The 18,151-nt window shown below is 30.1% G+C and carries 17 protein-coding genes; 5 read left to right on the forward strand and 12 right to left on the reverse strand.

What is annotated here, in order from left to right:
• Positions 1 to 226: 226 nt before the first annotated feature.
• The 10 genes from LXD69_RS13705 to LXD69_RS13750 all read right to left on the reverse strand — a co-directional run bounded on the left by LXD69_RS13705 (position 227) and on the right by LXD69_RS13750 (position 8,139).
• Complete coding sequence (locus LXD69_RS13705; RefSeq protein WP_045967130.1) at positions 227 to 844, reverse strand: alpha-ketoglutarate-dependent dioxygenase AlkB family protein; 618 nt, start codon at positions 842 to 844, stop codon at positions 227 to 229.
• Entirely contained in the window at positions 831 to 1,076 is a 246-nt protein-coding gene (locus LXD69_RS13710) for an Ada metal-binding domain-containing protein (RefSeq protein WP_045967132.1), read from the reverse strand. Before LXD69_RS13710 ends, LXD69_RS13705 begins: the two co-directional genes overlap by 14 nt.
• Positions 1,077 to 1,078: 2 nt before the next feature.
• The gene (locus LXD69_RS13715; RefSeq protein ID WP_045967134.1) at positions 1,079 to 1,786 is read right to left on the reverse strand and encodes a 2OG-Fe(II) oxygenase; all 708 of its coding nucleotides are present in this window, start codon (positions 1,784 to 1,786) and stop codon (positions 1,079 to 1,081) included.
• On the reverse strand, positions 1,783 to 2,535 hold the full coding sequence (locus tag LXD69_RS13720; RefSeq protein ID WP_246915821.1) for an SDR family oxidoreductase: 753 nt from the start codon (positions 2,533 to 2,535) through the stop codon (positions 1,783 to 1,785). The genes LXD69_RS13715 and LXD69_RS13720 overlap by 4 nt, the downstream gene beginning before the upstream one ends.
• Positions 2,536 to 2,603: 68 nt before the next feature.
• Positions 2,604 to 3,455: a bifunctional helix-turn-helix domain-containing protein/methylated-DNA--[protein]-cysteine S-methyltransferase gene (locus LXD69_RS13725; protein ID WP_246915822.1), complete on the reverse strand. Its 852-nt coding sequence runs from the start codon at positions 3,453 to 3,455 to the stop codon at positions 2,604 to 2,606.
• A 148-nt stretch (positions 3,456 to 3,603) separates the two neighbouring features.
• Positions 3,604 to 4,095 carry a hypothetical protein gene (locus LXD69_RS13730; protein ID WP_052705100.1) on the reverse strand — a complete coding sequence of 164 codons (492 nt, stop codon included), beginning with the start codon at positions 4,093 to 4,095 and terminating at the stop codon, positions 3,604 to 3,606.
• A 595-nt stretch (positions 4,096 to 4,690) separates the two neighbouring features.
• On the reverse strand, positions 4,691 to 5,218 hold the full coding sequence (locus tag LXD69_RS13735; RefSeq protein ID WP_246915823.1) for a hypothetical protein: 528 nt from the start codon (positions 5,216 to 5,218) through the stop codon (positions 4,691 to 4,693).
• Positions 5,219 to 5,356: 138 nt separating this feature from the next.
• On the reverse strand, positions 5,357 to 6,307 hold the full coding sequence (locus tag LXD69_RS13740) for a hypothetical protein (protein ID WP_246915824.1): 951 nt from the start codon (positions 6,305 to 6,307) through the stop codon (positions 5,357 to 5,359).
• Positions 6,308 to 6,459: 152 nt separating this feature from the next.
• On the reverse strand, positions 6,460 to 7,395 hold the full coding sequence (locus LXD69_RS13745; RefSeq protein WP_246915825.1) for a S41 family peptidase: 936 nt from the start codon (positions 7,393 to 7,395) through the stop codon (positions 6,460 to 6,462).
• 141 nt (positions 7,396 to 7,536) lie between these two features.
• Positions 7,537 to 8,139: a tyrosine-type recombinase/integrase gene (locus tag LXD69_RS13750; RefSeq protein ID WP_246915826.1), complete on the reverse strand. Its 603-nt coding sequence runs from the start codon at positions 8,137 to 8,139 to the stop codon at positions 7,537 to 7,539.
• A gap of 312 nt (positions 8,140 to 8,451) precedes the next feature.
• Here LXD69_RS13750 and LXD69_RS13755 point away from each other — a divergent pair, with 312 nt between their 5' ends.
• Positions 8,452 to 8,973, forward strand: a complete 522-nt coding sequence (locus LXD69_RS13755) for a helix-turn-helix domain-containing protein (RefSeq protein WP_045971329.1) — start codon at positions 8,452 to 8,454, stop codon at positions 8,971 to 8,973.
• A gap of 268 nt (positions 8,974 to 9,241) precedes the next feature.
• On the forward strand, positions 9,242 to 9,652 hold the full coding sequence (locus LXD69_RS13760; protein WP_246915827.1) for a hypothetical protein: 411 nt from the start codon (positions 9,242 to 9,244) through the stop codon (positions 9,650 to 9,652).
• A gap of 581 nt (positions 9,653 to 10,233) precedes the next feature.
• On the opposite strand, the gene LXD69_RS13765 is transcribed toward LXD69_RS13760, so the two are convergent.
• Together LXD69_RS13765 and LXD69_RS13770 are read right to left on the reverse strand one after the other, a co-directional pair.
• The gene (locus tag LXD69_RS13765) at positions 10,234 to 11,049 is read right to left on the reverse strand and encodes a tetratricopeptide repeat protein (protein ID WP_246915828.1); all 816 of its coding nucleotides are present in this window, start codon (positions 11,047 to 11,049) and stop codon (positions 10,234 to 10,236) included.
• Positions 11,034 to 11,594 (reverse strand): RNA polymerase sigma factor, encoded by a 561-nt coding sequence (locus LXD69_RS13770; protein ID WP_045971323.1) that lies wholly within the window; start codon positions 11,592 to 11,594, stop codon positions 11,034 to 11,036. Before LXD69_RS13770 ends, LXD69_RS13765 begins: the two co-directional genes overlap by 16 nt.
• A 313-nt stretch (positions 11,595 to 11,907) precedes the next feature.
• On the opposite strand from LXD69_RS13770, the gene LXD69_RS13775 reads away from it, so the two are divergent.
• The 3 genes from LXD69_RS13775 (at position 11,908) to LXD69_RS13785 (ending at position 18,044) form a co-directional block, all read left to right on the forward strand.
• Entirely contained in the window at positions 11,908 to 13,224 is a 1,317-nt protein-coding gene (locus LXD69_RS13775; protein ID WP_246915829.1) for a S8 family serine peptidase, read from the forward strand.
• Between the two features lie 81 nt (positions 13,225 to 13,305).
• Entirely contained in the window at positions 13,306 to 16,086 is a 2,781-nt protein-coding gene (locus LXD69_RS13780; RefSeq protein WP_246915830.1) for a CHAT domain-containing protein, read from the forward strand.
• Positions 16,087 to 16,277: 191 nt separating this feature from the next.
• Complete coding sequence (locus LXD69_RS13785) at positions 16,278 to 18,044, forward strand: T9SS type A sorting domain-containing protein (protein ID WP_246915831.1); 1,767 nt, start codon at positions 16,278 to 16,280, stop codon at positions 18,042 to 18,044.
• The last annotated feature ends 107 nt before the right edge of the window (positions 18,045 to 18,151 follow it).

Below are 18,151 nucleotides of genomic sequence, written 5' to 3' on the forward strand. Positions count from 1 at the left end.
TGTTTAGATTCTACAAGGTTTTGTTTAATTGTGAGTAACGGTCTGTGTACATGTGTCAGGAACGGAAAAAGAAGCGGAAACTTTCAAATTTGCACTGATCTAAGCAAAACCGAATTTTTTATTTGCTAATTTACATTTTTCAAAGTAAATAAAAAATGATTTTTACGATATAGAAAACCGAAACTTCAATTTAGCACAACCTGCTTTTGCTCATATACGATGTTAGCTACAGTTCTTTTTCTTCAATCGTTCTGAATGTTAAGTTTACTCTCAGTTTTGTTACTTTTTTGGTGGGTGGAAGTCTATGCAACCAATTTGTTTGCGTGGTGTTTTTCATTACTAATAAACTTCCGTGTTGTAGCATAATTTCTACTTTTTCTTTGACTTGTTTGTGTTTAAAAGCAAATTTTCGTTCTGCTCCGAAACTCAATGAACCGATTGCTCCATCTTTCTTTAAATCGGTTTCACTATCGCTGTGCCAAGCCATTCCTTCATTTCCATTGTGATATAGATTAAGCAAACATGAGTTAAAAGTTTCGCTTGTTTCTTTTTCAATTAATATTTTTAATTCTAACAGTTCTTTTGTCCAAGGCAAAGCGTATTTTGAAGTATTGGAATAAGTGTATTTAAAAGGCTTGTCGCCATACCAAGCAACTTTTCGTTTGGTAATGATTTTCTTTCCGAAAATAATAGCTTCATCATTGCGCCATTCGATAGTTTCCAATAGTTTTTTAAGATAGAAATCTGCTTGCTCTTTTTCTAAAATTTGTCCGTGATAATTGACAGTTCCGTCTTGTGGTAACCAATTTTTTGTTTTGTCTATAGTTGGGTTAAATAAGTCCATTCTTCCATTTTTTGTATTCTGTTTTCATACAATGTCCGCAAGGTCGAAAGTCGTTTTCAATAGCTTCTTTCTCTGTCATAAAGAAAACTCTGTTTTCTCTTTTCATTCGTTTGCCAGATTTGCAGTTGAGTAAACCGTAAATTTTTAGTTTAATATTACCCCCTAAACCAATTTTCTGTTGTTTGATTTTACTTTGCAAATCGCTATCGGATATTTCGCTGTGCCTTATCATTATTAACTTAAAGCATCGTGAAAAATAATTCCCAAAGTAAAACGCTCGCCCGATTTTACTTCGCTTACACCGTGTTTCATATTTACCCGATAATAACCTTTCGTTCCTTTTTCGGGTTTGAAATTGGTCGTAAAAATCAGCATATCGCCTTTTCTCGGTTTTAGAACTATGGCTTTGGATTGTGCTCTTGGAATTTGCTGTGTCAATACAAATTCGCCACCTGTAAAATCTTGATCGGGTTCGTTTAAAAACAAAACTGTTTGAATGGGAAAATAAATATCTCCATATAAATCCTGATGTAATGTATTGAAACCGCCTTTGCCGTATTTCAAAATCAAAACAGTTGCTTTTTGTTGTTCGTTTTGGTGGCATTGTTGTAATAATTCTGCGTGTTCCAATGGAAATTGCTTGTCAATATTTAACGCCCTAAACCACGTATTTGCAATGGGTGCAAGTTGCGGATAAATGTTTGTTCTGATTTGCTGAATAATTTCGGGCAACGGATAGTTGAAATACTTGTATTCGCCTAAACCAAAACGGTAGCGTTCCATTACTACCGTTTTTCTGTAAGTGTTTGGGTTGTTATATTCTGCTTTCAATGCATCGCATTGTTGGTCTGACAACAGATTGGGAAGAATGGCATAACCGTTTGTGTGCATTGTTTCAGTTATGTTTTGCCAATCTGCTTCCTGTAACTTTTGCTTTATCATCTTATTACTGAAATTCCTGCGTCCACTGTTAATTCTGTGCCGTGAATGTAACTGGCTTCCTGCGATGCAAGGAACAATACTGCGTTAGCGATTTCGGTAGGTTCGCCTAATCTTTTAAAAGGTATCGTTGGAACAATTCCTTGCAAAGCACCTGCAATTTGTTCAGCATTCAAGCCTGTATTATTAAAGATGTTGGTTTTGATGTGTCCAGGACTAATGCCGTTTACACGGATACCTTTTTCCGTGAACTCTGAAGCAAAAGTTTTGATGAATGACTGCACTGCTGATTTTGCTGCTGAATAAACAGAAAAATTTGGTGTTCCAAATTCTGTAACAAATGAAGTATTGAATACAACAGCACTTCCGTTTTTCATTAAAGGCAAGATTTGCTGAACGGTAAAAAATGTTCCTTTTACCAACAAATTGAACAACTCGTCAAAATGGACTTCATCTGCAAACTCAACAGGAGCAAACTTTCCATAACCAGCATTGGCAAAAAGCAAATCAATGTTTTCCGTATACTGTTTTACTTGTTCCTGCAAAAGCAATATGTCTTTCATATTACCTGCGTTTGAAACGATGCCAAATGCATTTGTTCTTAATTGTTCTACGGCTTTGTTTACGGTTTCGGCACTTCGTCCTGTAATGATTACTTTACCACCTTCGTTGATGAATTGTTGGGCTGTGGCAAATCCCATTCCGTTTGTTCCGCCTGTTATCAGTGCGAATTTGTCTTTAAATCTTTGCATTATTTTTTTGTTTTAAAATTCTGATGCAAAGATTGCAATGTATGCTGTGGCAGAAAACCCGAAACTTGCTACATTTCCAAAATATCGGTTTTTGCACTTTCCCAACCGATGATAGCTGTCTTTCGTGTATTGCCCCACATATAACCGCCAATATTGCCCGTTGATTGGATAACACGATGACAAGGAATAAGAAACGCAACGGGATTGTTACCGATAGCCGTGCCAACGGCTCTGGAAGCATTTACGTTGCCGATTTGTTCGGCAATGTTGCCGTAAGTAGAAAGTTGCCCCATTGGAATTTTCAAAAGTGTTTCCCAAACTTTCAACTGAAAATCTGTGCCTTTTAAATGCAATTTAATTTCAGGTAATTTATTCCAATCGTTTTGGAAAATGAACAACGCATTTTGTTGTATTAAATCTAATTTTCGCTGAAATGTTGCGTTGGGAAATTTTTGTTTAAGGTCGTTTAATGCGTTGGTTTCACCATCGTTGAAAGCCATATAGCAAACGCCTTTTGTGGTTGAAGCAACAATCAAATTCCCAAAAGGACTTTCTGCAAAACTGTAATTGATAGAAAGATTTTTTGCACCGTTTTTATATTCGGCTGGTGTCATTCCCTCAATGTTTACAAATAAATCGTGCAGCCGTCCTGTGCCTGAAAGCCCTGTTTCAAAAGCGGTGTCAAAAAGTGTAGCTTGTCGGTCAGTCAATAATTTTTTAGCGTGTTCAATGCTGATGTATTGCAAAAACTTTTTGGGTGTTGTTCCTGCCCATTCGCTAAATAAACGCTGAAAATGAAACGGACTTAAATGCACTTGTTCGGCAACTTCGTCCAAATTTGGTTGCTCTTTGAAATTGTCCTTTATATAATCAATCGCTTCCGCAATTCGATTATAATTGAGTTGTTGTTGCTCGTTCATTGTCCTGAATTTTATAATGCAAATGTCCGAATGGTTTTGCTTTTATAAAATCCGAAACTTGCTATGTTTTTGTCAAAGTGTTTTTTTGCAGACGTTTTTTAGAGTTATAGCTAAGGTTTCGTCTTTAGTTTGCTGCTTGTGGCAGTTTTTATTTATAGCATAAATTACCATTTTCTTCATTTAGATATTTTCTAAATTTATTCAAAACTTCAGAATATTGATTTTTATCGAAGATTATTTCACTCGAATTCATAAACCATTGTACATTTTTTCCAATTGATTTAGGCATATTTTCACCATTCCCAATATCTAAGCCAAACCTTTTCCAATATACATAATTATTATCTGTTACTGTTTCCGCAATTATTACATCGCAAAGTAAATCTAAATCTTCTCCACACATTAGAATAGGTAAAAATGTAGTTTGATCTATTTCTGGTAAAGTTCTTTTCCATATAGTTTCTCTTTCAGAAGGATTGCTTAGCCAATTTAAGAAGGTACTCACTAGACCTTTTTTTATTTCAATATTTAAATTTTTAAGAATCGTTTCTTCCAAAGAAATGCCATCTATTAAAATATCATAATAGTTATAATTTGTAAATGGATTTACTAAAATATTTGTTTCTATTCTGCTTATCATAAAATTGCCACTAAAGGTCAAGTATAAGCGCAGTAGCGGAGAAGAAAAACTTGAGTTTTTCGTTTAGTAACTGTTTAGCCAAAACCTTATTTTATTTACTAATTTACAAAAAAGGAAATGAGAATAAGGTTTTGGTGGTGTAAAAAAATACAGACTTTGGTTCAGGCTCTTTCCCCGCTATTGCATTTATACAATGTGCTTGTTCCACAACTCTCTCAAAGATAACAAAAAGGATATATTGAAAAGCGTATTTTTTGTAAAATTCTTCATGTAAGAAAAGAAGAATTGTATTCCACAATTATTTGTTTGGGTTAATTTGTTAGATCTAGTTCCAGAAGATAATTTATATATATAATTACTAACCGAACTCGATTTACATTTTATTTATAAATCTACTCAAAAATGCTATGAAAAAGAAGGACAGAAGAGTATTGATTCCGTTGTGTTTTTCAAGATTTTGTTGGAAAGGTTATTTAAACAACATCAACTCTCTATTAGCAAAACATGTGTTTTATATAGAGATGAAGTATTTTTAAGTTTCTTCAAAGTAGTGTTGAAAATGTGTGTAACCACTTTGTTTTTACAAAAATGGTTTTTATTTCTTTTTAGGTTTCATTACTTTTCTTAATGTTTTAACCCACCAACTCCATTCACTCCTTTTTTTGTCCTTTGTAAACTGGTTTTCAACCTTATCAAATGCGTCTTCAATATAAGCGTTGTGTAGCCAACGAATTGCTAACATCCATTTTAAAGTCGCTAAACCTGTTGTTGTCATATCAATAATATGTGAAATTTCAGTTTTTTTTGGCTCTAACTCATTTATGTCAAATCTGTGATAACCATTAAAACCTGTCAAGTCAAACTGAAAAGTGATTGATTTTTCAGGCTGATAATCTGTTACAAAATATGTAATTGGTCCGTGTCCACCTTTTGAACCAACTTGTAACCCATTATCCAACTTCATCGGTGACCATTTGTCTGTTGCTAACATCAAATCATTGTCGGTCGCCAAAGTATTGAATAACTTAACAAGTTCGGTCTTTGGTTGTTGAATTTCTCTTTTATGGATATTTATTACTTTCATTTTCTTTGTTGAATAGTCATATTGGTTACTGTTGTCCATAAATTACGTACAGTGTTCTCACGTTTCTAGACGTTTGCAAGTTATGAAAACGAGTATTTTAGACTAAACGAAAATACGACAAAAAACGGTAATTCCACTAAATTTGCAAATGTCTAGAATGTGTGTTGGCAGAAGTAATCATCTTAAGTCTACGATATCTCCGTTTGTATAAATTATTTTAGAAACATTATAAACGCTTCTACCTGATTCTTTAATTTTGCCGTCATCATCCATTTTTTGTTTAGTTTCGATGTCGCAAATTAACTTTGTGCCGTTAGAAAAACTTAAATTTTTATTGAGTATTAAATTTTTAAAATCATCATCTTTTAATTTAAAAGTAATATTTTGATTATTGTAAATAGCTTTCCAGCTCATACGGTTTCTCTTAAGAACAGGCGAAACTATTTCTAAAGTTACATTTTCCTTGTATTCCGGCTCTACTACTGTTTCTTTAACAATAAAAAGATTAAAGTCAGAACGTGGTACAATTTTTTCAATTGATTTTGGTTCAAAATTTTCATTAAGTTCTTGAGTGGAAATTTTTTCAATTTTACCTTCTTTTGATAAAAATGTATAAAATTTGGATTTAGAAATTTTAACTTTATTATTTTCAGAAATATAAATTGCTAATGAATCAATTAATTCTTGTGTAACAACAAATTCTTCTTCATTTTTTAAATTTGTTTTTAGAGCTTCTAGACTATCTTTCTCAAAATCTTGTTTTAATTTCTTAATTTGTAGATCTAAAAATTCATTTTTCTTTTTTTCTGTTTCTGAATCTGTATTTATAGAGTTGGATATAACATCTGAAATTACGGATCCTATTATTGATGCTAAAAAACTTCCTACAACAATTATTTTTGCTCTATTTTTCTTTTTATTTATGAATTTATATACTGATTTTATTCCACCTTCTTCAAGAGCGAAAGTTTCAACAGATATTTCTAAACCTAAAATATTTGATACTTCTTCTAAAATTTTGAGTAATTCTCCTTCAACTTTATTTAATATTTTCGCATCCATCGAATGCGAATTATTACTCAAGTAATAATGAATTTGCAAGATTTCAGAATCAGTAATTTTCTCCATTTTTATTTTATAATTTATTAGTTCTACTTCTGTAAATATAATTTATATTTCAAAGTGATTTTTATATATTTTATGCTTTTTTGCGACATAGAAAATCGAAACTTCGATTTAGCACTTAACCCGCTCTTGCACATGCATGATGTTAGTGGCAGTTATTTTTTGTTTATATAGTTTAAAGTTTCATTCAGCCAATCATTTGATGTTAGTTTTACATCTGGAATTACACCTTTTGCCTCAATAGACTTACCTTCATAAGTTACAATTTCACAAACAGGAACATACATAAAATATTCTCCCATAGAAACCATAGTTACTGGATTTCCTGCACCAGCTGTTGTTTGTCCAAGAATTGTAGCCCTTTGCATTTCTTGAGCGATAAAGGCAAAATATTCGGAAGCTGAACCTGTGTTATTAGAGGTAATAATGTAAAGTGGAATTTCAAAAAACTTAGGTGCATCCGAATAGTTGTAAGCGACTTCACTTTGATACCAATTTTCTTCTCCAACACATTTCTTCATTAATAAACTTTGGTAACTTTGGTCTTCATACAAATGATAATTGATAAAACCACCACTTCGTCCATCTCCACCAGGATTTTCTGAAATGTCTATAATAAGTTTATCAACTCCTTCAAGAAAAACTAAAGCACTTTTTATTTTTCTAAAAGCTTCGTCATTTGCAATACATCTATCCCATTTTATGTAACCAATATTGTTTTCCAAAATCTTAACTTCAGTAAACCCTCCATTAAAATTTTGCTTTGGTGTTTCCTTTATTGGGTCTTTTTCAATGTTTGGCTTAGATTTTCCAATATAAAAATGGATATCGTTTGTTTGGTTTCTGAGTAACAAAGTCAATTTTTTAGTTAATGAATCTGTTGGGATATTATAAAATTCACTTTTTTTCAGTTTCTTTTTAAAAATACTATTCAATGCTTTTGCCTTTTCAGAGTCAAAGTAATTTTGTTCAAGATTATTACATATTTGATTTACGAGCTCATCTGTTTCTAATTTTGTTAAAGTCTTGCTTTTTTGTGCAAAAGTAAAAAAGCAATTGCATAATAGAATGGTTAATATAATTTTTTTCATTTAGTTTCTATGTTGAGTTTGATTTCTACTTCGACTGTTATAATTGCCACTAACTAGTTTATAAGCGTACAAATCAAACTAGTTTTATCCCTAATTGGCATGTTATGCACATGTTTTTGTTTGAATTTATGCGTATAATTTTTAATTATGTAATACAAATATAAAAATATTTGCTGCATATCGAATGGATTGATAATGTTTTTCAATGATGTGCTGCTGACGTGTGTATATCATTGTTATTTTTGGGCTACTGTGCCCTAATAAATCTTGAATGTAGCGCAAATCACTTCCGTTTTCTAATAAATGTGTGGCAAAACTATGACGAAGTGTGTGCAAAGTAATTTGTTTTGTAATTCCCGCTTTTTTTGCAGATTTGTGTAATACAGATTGTGCACTTCTACTGCTATATTGTTCTCCATATTGTCCTTCAAACAAGAATGTTTTGGGCTTGTAAATGGTGTAGTATTCTTTTAGTAATACTAAAACTTTTGTTGATAATAGGGTATATCGATCTTTTTTACCTTTTGCATTTTTAACATGAATCAACATTCTTTGACTATCACTATCAATAATTTTCATGTTTATTGCTTCACTGATCCGGAGACCCGAGGAGTAAATTAGGGCTAATAATGTTTTGTGTTTTATATTGGTAATTAAATCGATAAGTTTGAAGGTTTCTTCTTTGCTTAAAACGTTTGGTAATGTTTTTACATTTTTAGGACGGTGAAGCTCTGCTATAACCATTTTTGAATCATGAATAATTTTAAAGAATGATTTAATAGAATTGATGGTTTGGTTTTGATAAGATGCCGAAAAATTATTGTTAATAATAGATTCAATAGCTATTGTGGACGGTTGTTAGTAGACAATTTTATTTTTAGGAAAAGTTGTGACAATTTTTTTTTATTTTTTTTGTTTTGTCACAAATCTGTGACAAAATTATTTTCATGAATATGAATTGTCACGGATTTGTGACAAAACTTTTTTAAGTTAACTATTTTGTCACAGTTTTTGATTGGATATAATTTAGTAGCATTTAACTTAATATAGTAGATTATGAAGAAACGTAAAATATTTAAAACACCGATGTTGTTTTCTCAGGAAGAAATGGCAATGTTACTGGGTATTACCAGAAGTCAATGGGCAATGTTTGAAATTGGACAACGTGATATTCCTAGTAGTGCCAAATTGAAATTAGCAACTTTAATTAAAGGCGTTAATGTGCTGTCAAAGGTTGCTACTAAAGAATTGCCTCATCATAAAATTCAGCAAAGCAAAAAAGAAGAAATACTATATACTCAATTAAAGGAGAATAGGTTACAACAATTGATAATAGAAAGAAAGCTAGCAAAATTGAAGAAAAATTATCAGGAAGCAGAAAATACATTGCAGTTTGTGGCTCTTTTGAAAGGAAATAAAAATATTACTGTTAGGGAAGAAGCAGTTTTAAATGTAGTGCAAGCTAAAGCGTTAGTTGTATTAGATCGAAATGGTTTGCATTTACAGTTAGAGCAACAATTGAGATTGAGTACTCTTGATGCGCAGACAAAATTTATTGAGAGAGAGATGGGAGAGTGAGTTTATTGGTTTTCTATTGTGGTGAGGATAAGTTTTTGAGAATTACAAAAACGGTACTAAACTATTTTAAACTTCCTTAATTTTCAAATTTGAAACAAAAAAAGATCTAGTAAAAACGTGTATCCTTTTATTTTCGTATAAATTTTAACTTAAAATTAAAATTTTTCTTACAGAAAGTTAAACTTGTTTTAAACTTGAAAATTCTGGCACGCTGTGGCACTTGGTTTGTAAGACTCTTAGTAGTATTAATCTTTAAATTTTTATTATTATGAGTTATTCAATTAGTAATGTAACAGAGTTAGCAGATTGCGACGTGTTACTAACATGGGCAGGGAAAGAGAAAGCTGAATTAGAATTCAAAAGGCTTTTTGAGGAGCGTTTGACTACGAAGTATGGAAATACTTCGATAGAGGTGGAAGCAGTATTACAAGGGGTTATTATAGAGATAGCAGCAATTGATACTATTATTAATGTATTACCAGAAGGATCTGCAAAAGAGGAACAAATTAAGAACAAAGTAAAGTTAGAATACAAGAAATTCTTACTTGAAAATCGTAAGGAGAGTTATGGTACGGTAGCTTTGTTACAAAAGGAGTTAGATCTTGAACGAATAGGTAAGGAGCTAGAAGAGGTTGATGCTTTTATAGCAATTGTTACAGCTCATAAAGCTACTTTGTAAATGAGAAACATTTTAAAATGGAAAAGGGTTGCCCTGGAATGGGGCAACCCTTTTATTTTTTTAAGTTATAATCTTTTTAGGTGTAATTTGTTATTGATAAAATTTTTCTCGTTAGTTTCAGTGGTTTTCGATAGAAAATTGCATCGAGAATAAGGAAAAAGTCATAAAAAAAAAATAGTTCTTTATATACGTCTATTTCGAATTAACGAAATGAATATTATGTGTATATTTTACGTTATTTAGAGCGCAAAGCGTATTTATAGCTTGTTTCATTTCTCTATACAAAAAATACAATTTTAAGGTTTAGTACAGTTTTGTTTGGAAAAAAGCCCATTCTACTGTGGTTTTTCTGAAACTTTTCCAAACATGTCTAGAATAAAAAACTATAAATCTGTATTAAAACATTTAAAATCAGTCAAATTTCTATTTAAAATCACTAATACTAATATAAGTAGTTTTTAAAAATAGTAAACTAGTTTGTATATATGAGTTGTTAAGTGGAATTGTTCAACATAAGGTTTGGATATGTTCATGACATACTTTTCTTAAAAGGAAAAATAGTATAAAATTTAAAAAGAAGACTATAAATTTAGTTGCAAAGCTTTTTTATAGTTATAATTGTTTTTGTCTTTTAAAATAATTGTTTTCATTTCTTTTGCTTTCTCTTTGTTGTTTGTTTTTAAGTATAACAATAAAGAATACCAATAACCTTTTGAATGTTCTTCAAAATCAGTTAGTTTGGCTACGTTTTCAAAAGCGTTTAAAGCATTTTCATTTTCGTTTAATTGGTCATAACTAGCTCCTATATAGAGAAGAGAATAAGGATACAATTTGTCATTTTTAGGTATTGTTTTAAAAGATTCAATAGCCTTGTAATAGTCTTTCTTTTTAAAATGGATTTCTCCTTTTGAAAAGTTATTTTCAGTATCTCCTTTTGTTGTAAATGAAGGTAGGTTTTCCCAGTTTACGTTATCATTATAATACTCTTGTAAGCTAGGTTTACTATTGATTAAAAATAATGTAGTGGTTAATAATATAGCTATGGAAGCTGCAATATAATAGTATAAGTGTTTTTTTCTACTTTTTTTAATAGTAGGTTTTTCAGCTATGTAAGTTTTGCCTGCTTGACGTATTTTATTTGAAAGAGCTTGTATTTCCTTGCTTTTTAATGTTTCTTTTAGTTGGTGTAATGTTTCCTCATCTACTTCTAATGGCACACTATTTTTTGTAGGAGTATGGTGCATGGCATATAATTGTTTTTGAATTATTACTTCTTCTCGTAATAATTCATCAGCAAACATCTTTTCTTCAAAAGCCTTATGTTTGGCTTCTGTCAATGTACCTTTTAGGTATTGCTCTATTTCTTCTAGTATTTCTATGGTTATTGCTCTCCCCATTTTATCATTTTTTGAAACTTACTGTCTGATTTTATAAGTTCAATTAATTTAGTTCTACATTTAAAAACGCGTTGCCTTACGGTATTAATACTGGCATAAGAATGTTCTATTACAATTTCTTCATAAGAAAGACCATTAAAATAACTACTTAATATGTCTTTGCAGTTTGTTGATAAAACATTAAATTTAGCTAAGTAAAAATCAAAACATTGTTGTTCTAAGATAAAAGAGCTTAAATCAGTTTCTTTTTCTTCTAGTGTAAGAATATCAGTTTTTATTACCTTGTTTCTTAAGGTTTTTTTCCAAATATTTTTACAAACAACAAATAAATAAGCCTCAAAAGATTGTATGATTGTCTTTTTTTCTTTTTGTGTAACTATAATATATAATAAAGCATCATGAAAAACATCTAAGGCATCTTCTTCCTTTCCTTTATTAGATAAGATAAAAGAGGCTATTTTAGGATATATTTTTGAATAAATTTCTTTTATAACAACATCTTCACCTTGTATAAGTGCATTGATATATCGCTCTGTGTTTTCCATTTATCTAATTGTATAGGTAATGTAAAAGAAATAGATCGTAATAATTAAGTATATTTAAATAAAAGTTAGTTATAAGCATGTAAAATTATATTTTTTGTATAGAAAAAGTTAATAGATTCATTTTTGTTTTATACAATAAGGTAAAAATACATAAATATTTTACATTGTAATTAAGATAAGTATAAATATAAAAAGAAGGATAAATTTATAAAACACATTGAAATGGAGTGTTTGTAAAATAAAGATTCAAAAATATTGGGTAATATTTTAGATAAAATAACCCTATTAAAAGTAATTAAAAAAAACTAAAAATATGAGAGAATTAAAAAAAATCACAATGCTTTTGCTTTTAGCTATTGCTTTTTTTTCATGTGAAAAAGAAGACTCTTTTTTGAAAGATTCCAATACTCAGAATGAACTTTTAAAAGGAACAAATAGTGCTAATGAAAGAATTAATAGAAGAAATAAGCCTGTTTATTCTAGTGATAAACTTATTGTGCAATTTGCAGGAGGAACACCTAATTCTGTAAAAGCAGGATTACGTACATTTTATGGAGTAACAAATTATGAATTATGTAAACATTGTAGTGACGATACTATTGAATTATGGATGTTTGGTGGATCAATAGATATTGAACCTAAAAAATCAGCTATTGAGCAAGGCAGTGGAGGTGGAATTGAAGCAATTATAGATGTAGATTATGAATTCACTTTTGGTATAGACTTAAGTAATCCTAATATAGGGACAGCTTTAGATTATAGCTATATATCTTACATAAAATCTAGTAATGATGGCGTTACTATTGCAGTTCTTGATACAGGGATTGCTCCTACGATAGGAGAAGGTACTTCTCCTGTTTTTACAGAGCCTTTTTTGTACAACGCTTCCGATGATGGAAATGAACTTATCTTTTCGGGTTGGGATTTTGTAAACAGCGATGCCAATTGTTTTGACGATAATAATGGACGACATGGAACAGTTGTGTCTTCTATCATAACTAAAATTTTAAATGGAAATAATCCTGCAATTCCACATCAAATAATGCCTTTGAAAGTGTGTGATGAATATGGAAAAGCTAGTTATTTTAATTTTTTATGCGCTACTAGTTTTGGTTTAGAACATGCTGAAATATTGCAAATGAGCTTAGGATGGTATGATGATGGTTTTGGAGATTTTGTAGCAACTATATTTTCAAGTTTGGTAGCAGCAAAACCTGAAGTATTAATTATTACTTCCGCAGGAAATATATCCAATAATAACGATTTCTGGGCACATTATCCATCAGGTTATGAACATAATAATATTATTGCTGTAGCTGCTTCTAATAAAAATACAATACTCGATTTCCCTTTTGGAGAGTCAAATATTGCCACTTTTTCAAATTATGGAGTCACTAGTGTCGATTTTTTTGCGAAAGGTGAAAATATTCCATTTTTAGGGTATGAAATGAGAGGTACTTCTTTTGCAGCTCCTATAGTTGCAGCAGTTGCAGCCAGAAAGAAATATGAAAATCCTACTTTTAGTGCTAGTCAAATTAAAAATCTTTTAATTAATGAAGGAATACCATGTCCTATTAGTTTTGATTCTCTTAAAAAGGTAAAATATAATAAAATTATTATGCCATATTAGTAGTAAAAGAAGAGAGACAAGCAAAATTTAAGATGTAATTTTAAAAAACAGATTAGTTTTGCTTGTTTTTTCATAAATTACGTGGAAAAAATAGCCATGTTTTCTTTTATAAAAAAGATTTTTCTTTTTCTTTTATTCTGCTCCTATACTGCTTTTTCTCAGAATGAATTAGCACAAGAAATAGATGCAATATTGCAAACAGAGCATCCAGATAAGGAAGTTGGTAATAAAGAAAAACTACAACAGCTATTGTATTTACTTTCTAAACAAAATAAAACAACTAAAACACCTCAACTAGGAAATTTATATGCCGAAATAGGGAAATATTATTATAAAAACAAGAGTAATGAAAAGGCAATTGTAATGCTTAAAAAAGCTCTTCAGATTCAAGAGTTGTATAAGAAAGAATCGTTAGAAATACTTAATAAAACTAGAAACAACTTAGCCTGGATTTATTCTTATGAAGGAAGAGAAAGTGAACGTTATAAAGTATTAGAACAATTATTACATGATGATGGAAATGATAAATATACCTTAAATGCAGGTATTGATGTAGCAGTTTTAGAAACTAAAAAAGGTGACTTTTATTCAGGATTAAATAGATTAAATGTTCTGTTAGCTAGAAATAATGCTATTGATGAAGAAATAAGATTACGCACAGTTATTGTTTGGATTTATGGAAAGATGTATGAAAATGTTTTTGCTTCAAAAAGACCTTCCGATTTTCAAATAGTAAAGAAGCATCAATTAAAAATTGAAAAAGAATTTAATAATACGTCTTTAAATACGAATGATTTATATACTGCTTATAATAATTTAGCCAATGTATATGATGCTTTTGGAGATACTGAGACAGCCTTACAATTATATTCAAAAGTAGAATCGTATTATAAAACACAAGGTGATATAGATAAAAGTTTAACCGCTTTAAATAATATAGGGCTTCTGTATTCTAAACAGGGGAAGCACAAACAAGCTACACGTTGTTATCAAGAAGTAATTCATGGTGCTACAGCTATAGCTCAGATTGCCACCGCTTATGATAACACGGGATATTTTTTAAATACCAATGTACCTTTAGATAAAATTCCTTATTTTCAAAAAGCCATACAAATTCTTTTAGAACAAAAAGAAACAACATTTACAGTTCCTTCTTTGGCAATAATTAGAGAATCAGGCTATCAACAAGATCTATTAGTGTATTTAGTAGATTTAGCCTATCATTATGTTGAAGCTTATAAAAAAGACGGAAACAAGGCTTATTTGTTCCAAGCTAAAGCAGTTTTATATCGTATAGATGAGTTAGTGTCTCTTATGCGATATGAAAGTAATACGGAACAGTCTAAATTGTTTTGGATTGAAAAAGGAGTAAATACTTATATGTTAGCAGTAGAAGTGTGCTACGGTTTAAAAAAGCCAGATGAAGCGTTTTATTTTATGGAAAAAAACAAGGCTTTGTTGCTGCAAGAAAACATTAAACTATTTCAAGCAAAATTAGAATTAGAAGTACCTAAATCTTTACAGGAACGCGAATATAAATTGCACTATGAATTAATGGCCTTGAATAAACAATTTCAAGAATATCCTAATGATCATTTATTAAAACAAAAATATAGTAAAAAGCATAAAGAATTTCAGCAGTTCATGGATTCATTACAGCAAAAATATCCTGATTATGTAAAAATTAAAAAAGAAATCGAAACAATTACTATAGATAAAGCCATTGCTACAACCATTTCAAACGAAGATTGTTTTGTAACCTATATTTTAAATGAAAAAGAAGGGTATGGTATTTTTTGTACAGCCAAAGAAAAGATAATGTTTAAAATTTCTGATGTTCCTGCTTTTCAAAAGAATTTAGTTGTTTTAAAAGATTATATGAAACAGCCTATTTTAGATAAGAACGAAATGGTTCATTTTAAACAATTGGGTTATGACGTTTTTAAATCACTATTCCCTTTTAAAGGTGCATTAGAAAAAATAACAAATAAAAAAATAATCATTGTCCCTGATGACACGTTATTAAACTTGCCATTTGAAGCCTTGCCTATTCGAACGAATGGAGTTCTGTCTGAAAATTATTTGGTATCTATAGCAGAAGTATCTTATTTGCAATCGTTTTCTGTTTTTGAAAAAATAAAGCAGAAAGAAAACAAACCTGCAAAAAAACTCTTAGCAATGGCTCCTTATCAATTTGAAAATAAAGCATTGCAGGAGTTATTACGCTCTAAAGAAGCTATGGAAGCCTTAGGTGTTTATCAATCATCTGATATTTTTACGGGAAAACAAGCCACAAAAGAAAACTTCTATAAATACAGTTCAGATTATGAAATTATTCATTTAAATACGCATGCTGGTATTGATAGTATTACTCAAACACCTTGGATATCATTTCAAAAAAATCAATTAACACTCAATGAATTATATGGTATTAATAGTCAAGCTGAATTGGTTATTTTAGATGCTTGTAAGACAAATGATGGCGAATTTGCTTCAGGAGAAGGAATAATTAGCTTGTCAAGAGGTTTTTTCTACAATGGATCAAAAAGCGTATTGGCATCTTTATGGAATGTTAATGAAAAAGCAGGAAATGAAATTATAGATGCTTTTTATGCTAAATTAAAACAAGGGAAATCGAAATCAAAAGCGCTACAATTGGCAAAAACAAAATATTTAAAAGAGCATCAATTTTCAGAAGTATTACCTTATTATTGGGCTTCTTTTACTCTTACAGGAGACACAGAATCTATAAATATTTCTAAAAAAATGTCTTATGTGGAAATACTATTTATTGTTTTACTATTGGGATTGGTTTTAGGGTATTTATACTATAAGAAAAAAAGATTCTTTTTAAAAAAATAAAGAACTTTAAAAAGTTCATTTTTTAAACTCAGCAAGCACTTTGTTGGGTTATTTTTTGGGTAATGAATTTTAATTTTTCACACTTAGATATAGATCGATCTAAGTGGTGGAACCCGAAAAACCATTTAAAAGAGTAGGGAACAAACAACTTTATTTAATTTTTTAAGTTAAATAATGCAAAACAGTATATCATGAAAAAACTATTTTATTTATTAATTATTATTCCCTTTATGTGTATTGGGCAAATGCCAAATCTGGTTGTTAATCCCGATTTTGAACAGGGTTCTATTCCTAATTTACCAGGACAAATAAGTTATGCTACAGGCTGGAATGATCAATGTACAGATCCGTTAATGTTTACAAATGGAGGTGCAGGAGTAGATTTGTTAGACAGATCTTCTTCAAACCCTAGTTTAAAAGTTCCTACAAATCTTTGGGGAAGTATAGATGAAAGAACAGGAGATAGGCGATATGCTCATTTATGGCAAACACAAAATGCAGGACCATTAGGTAATCAGCTTGCAGGAGAACGATTAAAAGGGAGTTTAACAACATCTTTGGCTACAGGTGATTATAGAGTGTGCTTTTGGGGAGCTAGAGCAACAACAAGTTTATTATCTTTAGATAATCCATATCAAATTGTAGAAGTTTACCTTGTTAATAATAATAACTGTGAAACTAGTGGAAAATTAATATTGACTACAGCAAATATGACCTATGATGGTGGAGGTAACTCTATTTGGAGGTTATATTGTGCAAATTTTACTATTTCTTCTTCTGAAGCAGGACAGTTTAATAAAATTCTATTTAAAATAAAAACACCACCTAACACACCGAGTTATCGTCATAAGCAATCTGTGTATATAGATGAAGTAAGTATAACGAAAGGTTGTGAAGATATAGTATTAAATCTACCAAATGAAATTGAAGTTTGTGATAATAATTTTGAAGAATTATGTGGACCATATAGTACATTTCCTACTCCTATTTATACTTATGAATGGTGGGGACCTCATCCTACATTACCAGTAAGTACTCTTTTATCTACATCAAGGTGCTTTACGCCTAATCGTTATGGAAGTTATAAGTTTAAAATAACAGATCAAAATGGATGTACTACCGAACATATTATTACAATTAAAAAACCTAAAATAGTGCTGCCAGAGATTGCAAATATTGAATGGTGTCCTGGTGTTTCAAAAGATCCTATTTTTGCAGGATGGCCTACTAATCCTTTTATAGGTTATAACTGTGATTATTCAATTCAATGGACTTTTAATGGTTCAATTTTAGGTGGATATAACGATTACCGTATTCCTTTTCAAGGTGAAGGTGTTTATTGTGTTTTAGTAACATTTTCAGATTATTCAGTAGAGAAGTGTTTTACTGCCACAAAATGTTGTAAACCAAAAACTGAGTTTGCAGTAAGTTGGTATGCAGGAGCAAATCCACACACTATCACAGTGTCTAATTATGTTGCCAATATTGGAGATTATGATTCAGAAACATTCTATGTATATAAAGATTGTAATAATGATGGAAACTCTGGACCTTGGACCTTAGTAAATTCGATATCAAGAAGTAGTAATTTTAATACTCCATTACATTTTGAAAATTTAGATCCAAATTGTGCTTATAAAATAGTACATGCCGTATCAAAAATATGTTTAAGACAATCTTTTATTCATACAGAATATGTAGGAGGTAATTTAGGAAAAATAGTTTTTTCTTTATCACCTAATCCAGCTATTGATAGGGTAACTATAAGTATTGAAGATTATAACTCAACGCTTAATTATCTTCTTTCTATTTATGATTTTTCAGGGAATAAGCTAGAAGAAAAGAATATTAATTTGTCAAGAACTTCTATTAATATTTCTAATTATAATAAAGGAATCTATTTTATTAAGGTTTCTAATGGAAAAGAAACTGAAACTTTGAAACTAGTAAAAGAATAGTTTTCTTTTTTCAATACAAGAATATCTGATTGTAGCATTGCTATAATCGGATATTTTTATTTAGTAATTGAACCTTCTATTTTATAGATTAAATTATTTAATTGATA

The organism is Flavobacterium sediminilitoris, assembly GCF_023008245.1.
GTDB lineage: Bacteria > Bacteroidota > Bacteroidia > Flavobacteriales > Flavobacteriaceae > Flavobacterium > Flavobacterium sediminilitoris.

Bases quoted from the DNA above. Each gene is read 5' to 3' on its own strand.
- LXD69_RS13770 (WP_045971323.1), bottom strand. From the start codon at position 11,594: ATGGAAAACACAGAGCGATATATCAATGCACTTATACAAGGTGAAGAT.
- LXD69_RS13710 (WP_045967132.1), bottom strand. From the start codon at position 1,076: ATGATAAGGCACAGCGAAATATCCGATAGCGATTTGCAAAGTAAAATC.
- LXD69_RS13785 (WP_246915831.1), top strand. From the start codon at position 16,278: ATGAAAAAACTATTTTATTTATTAATTATTATTCCCTTTATGTGTATT.
- LXD69_RS13745 (WP_246915825.1), bottom strand. From the start codon at position 7,395: ATGAAAAAAATTATATTAACCATTCTATTATGCAATTGCTTTTTTACT.
- LXD69_RS13725 (WP_246915822.1), bottom strand. From the start codon at position 3,455: ATGAACGAGCAACAACAACTCAATTATAATCGAATTGCGGAAGCGATT.
- LXD69_RS13750 (WP_246915826.1), bottom strand. From the start codon at position 8,139: ATGGTTATAGCAGAGCTTCACCGTCCTAAAAATGTAAAAACATTACCA.
- LXD69_RS13755 (WP_045971329.1), top strand. From the start codon at position 8,452: ATGAAGAAACGTAAAATATTTAAAACACCGATGTTGTTTTCTCAGGAA.
- LXD69_RS13760 (WP_246915827.1), top strand. From the start codon at position 9,242: ATGAGTTATTCAATTAGTAATGTAACAGAGTTAGCAGATTGCGACGTG.
- LXD69_RS13730 (WP_052705100.1), bottom strand. From the start codon at position 4,095: ATGATAAGCAGAATAGAAACAAATATTTTAGTAAATCCATTTACAAAT.
- LXD69_RS13775 (WP_246915829.1), top strand. From the start codon at position 11,908: ATGAGAGAATTAAAAAAAATCACAATGCTTTTGCTTTTAGCTATTGCT.
- LXD69_RS13720 (WP_246915821.1), bottom strand. From the start codon at position 2,535: ATGCAAAGATTTAAAGACAAATTCGCACTGATAACAGGCGGAACAAAC.
- LXD69_RS13735 (WP_246915823.1), bottom strand. From the start codon at position 5,218: ATGGACAACAGTAACCAATATGACTATTCAACAAAGAAAATGAAAGTA.
- LXD69_RS13715 (WP_045967134.1), bottom strand. From the start codon at position 1,786: ATGATAAAGCAAAAGTTACAGGAAGCAGATTGGCAAAACATAACTGAA.
- LXD69_RS13740 (WP_246915824.1), bottom strand. From the start codon at position 6,307: ATGGAGAAAATTACTGATTCTGAAATCTTGCAAATTCATTATTACTTG.
- LXD69_RS13765 (WP_246915828.1), bottom strand. From the start codon at position 11,049: ATGGGGAGAGCAATAACCATAGAAATACTAGAAGAAATAGAGCAATAC.
- LXD69_RS13705 (WP_045967130.1), bottom strand. From the start codon at position 844: ATGGACTTATTTAACCCAACTATAGACAAAACAAAAAATTGGTTACCA.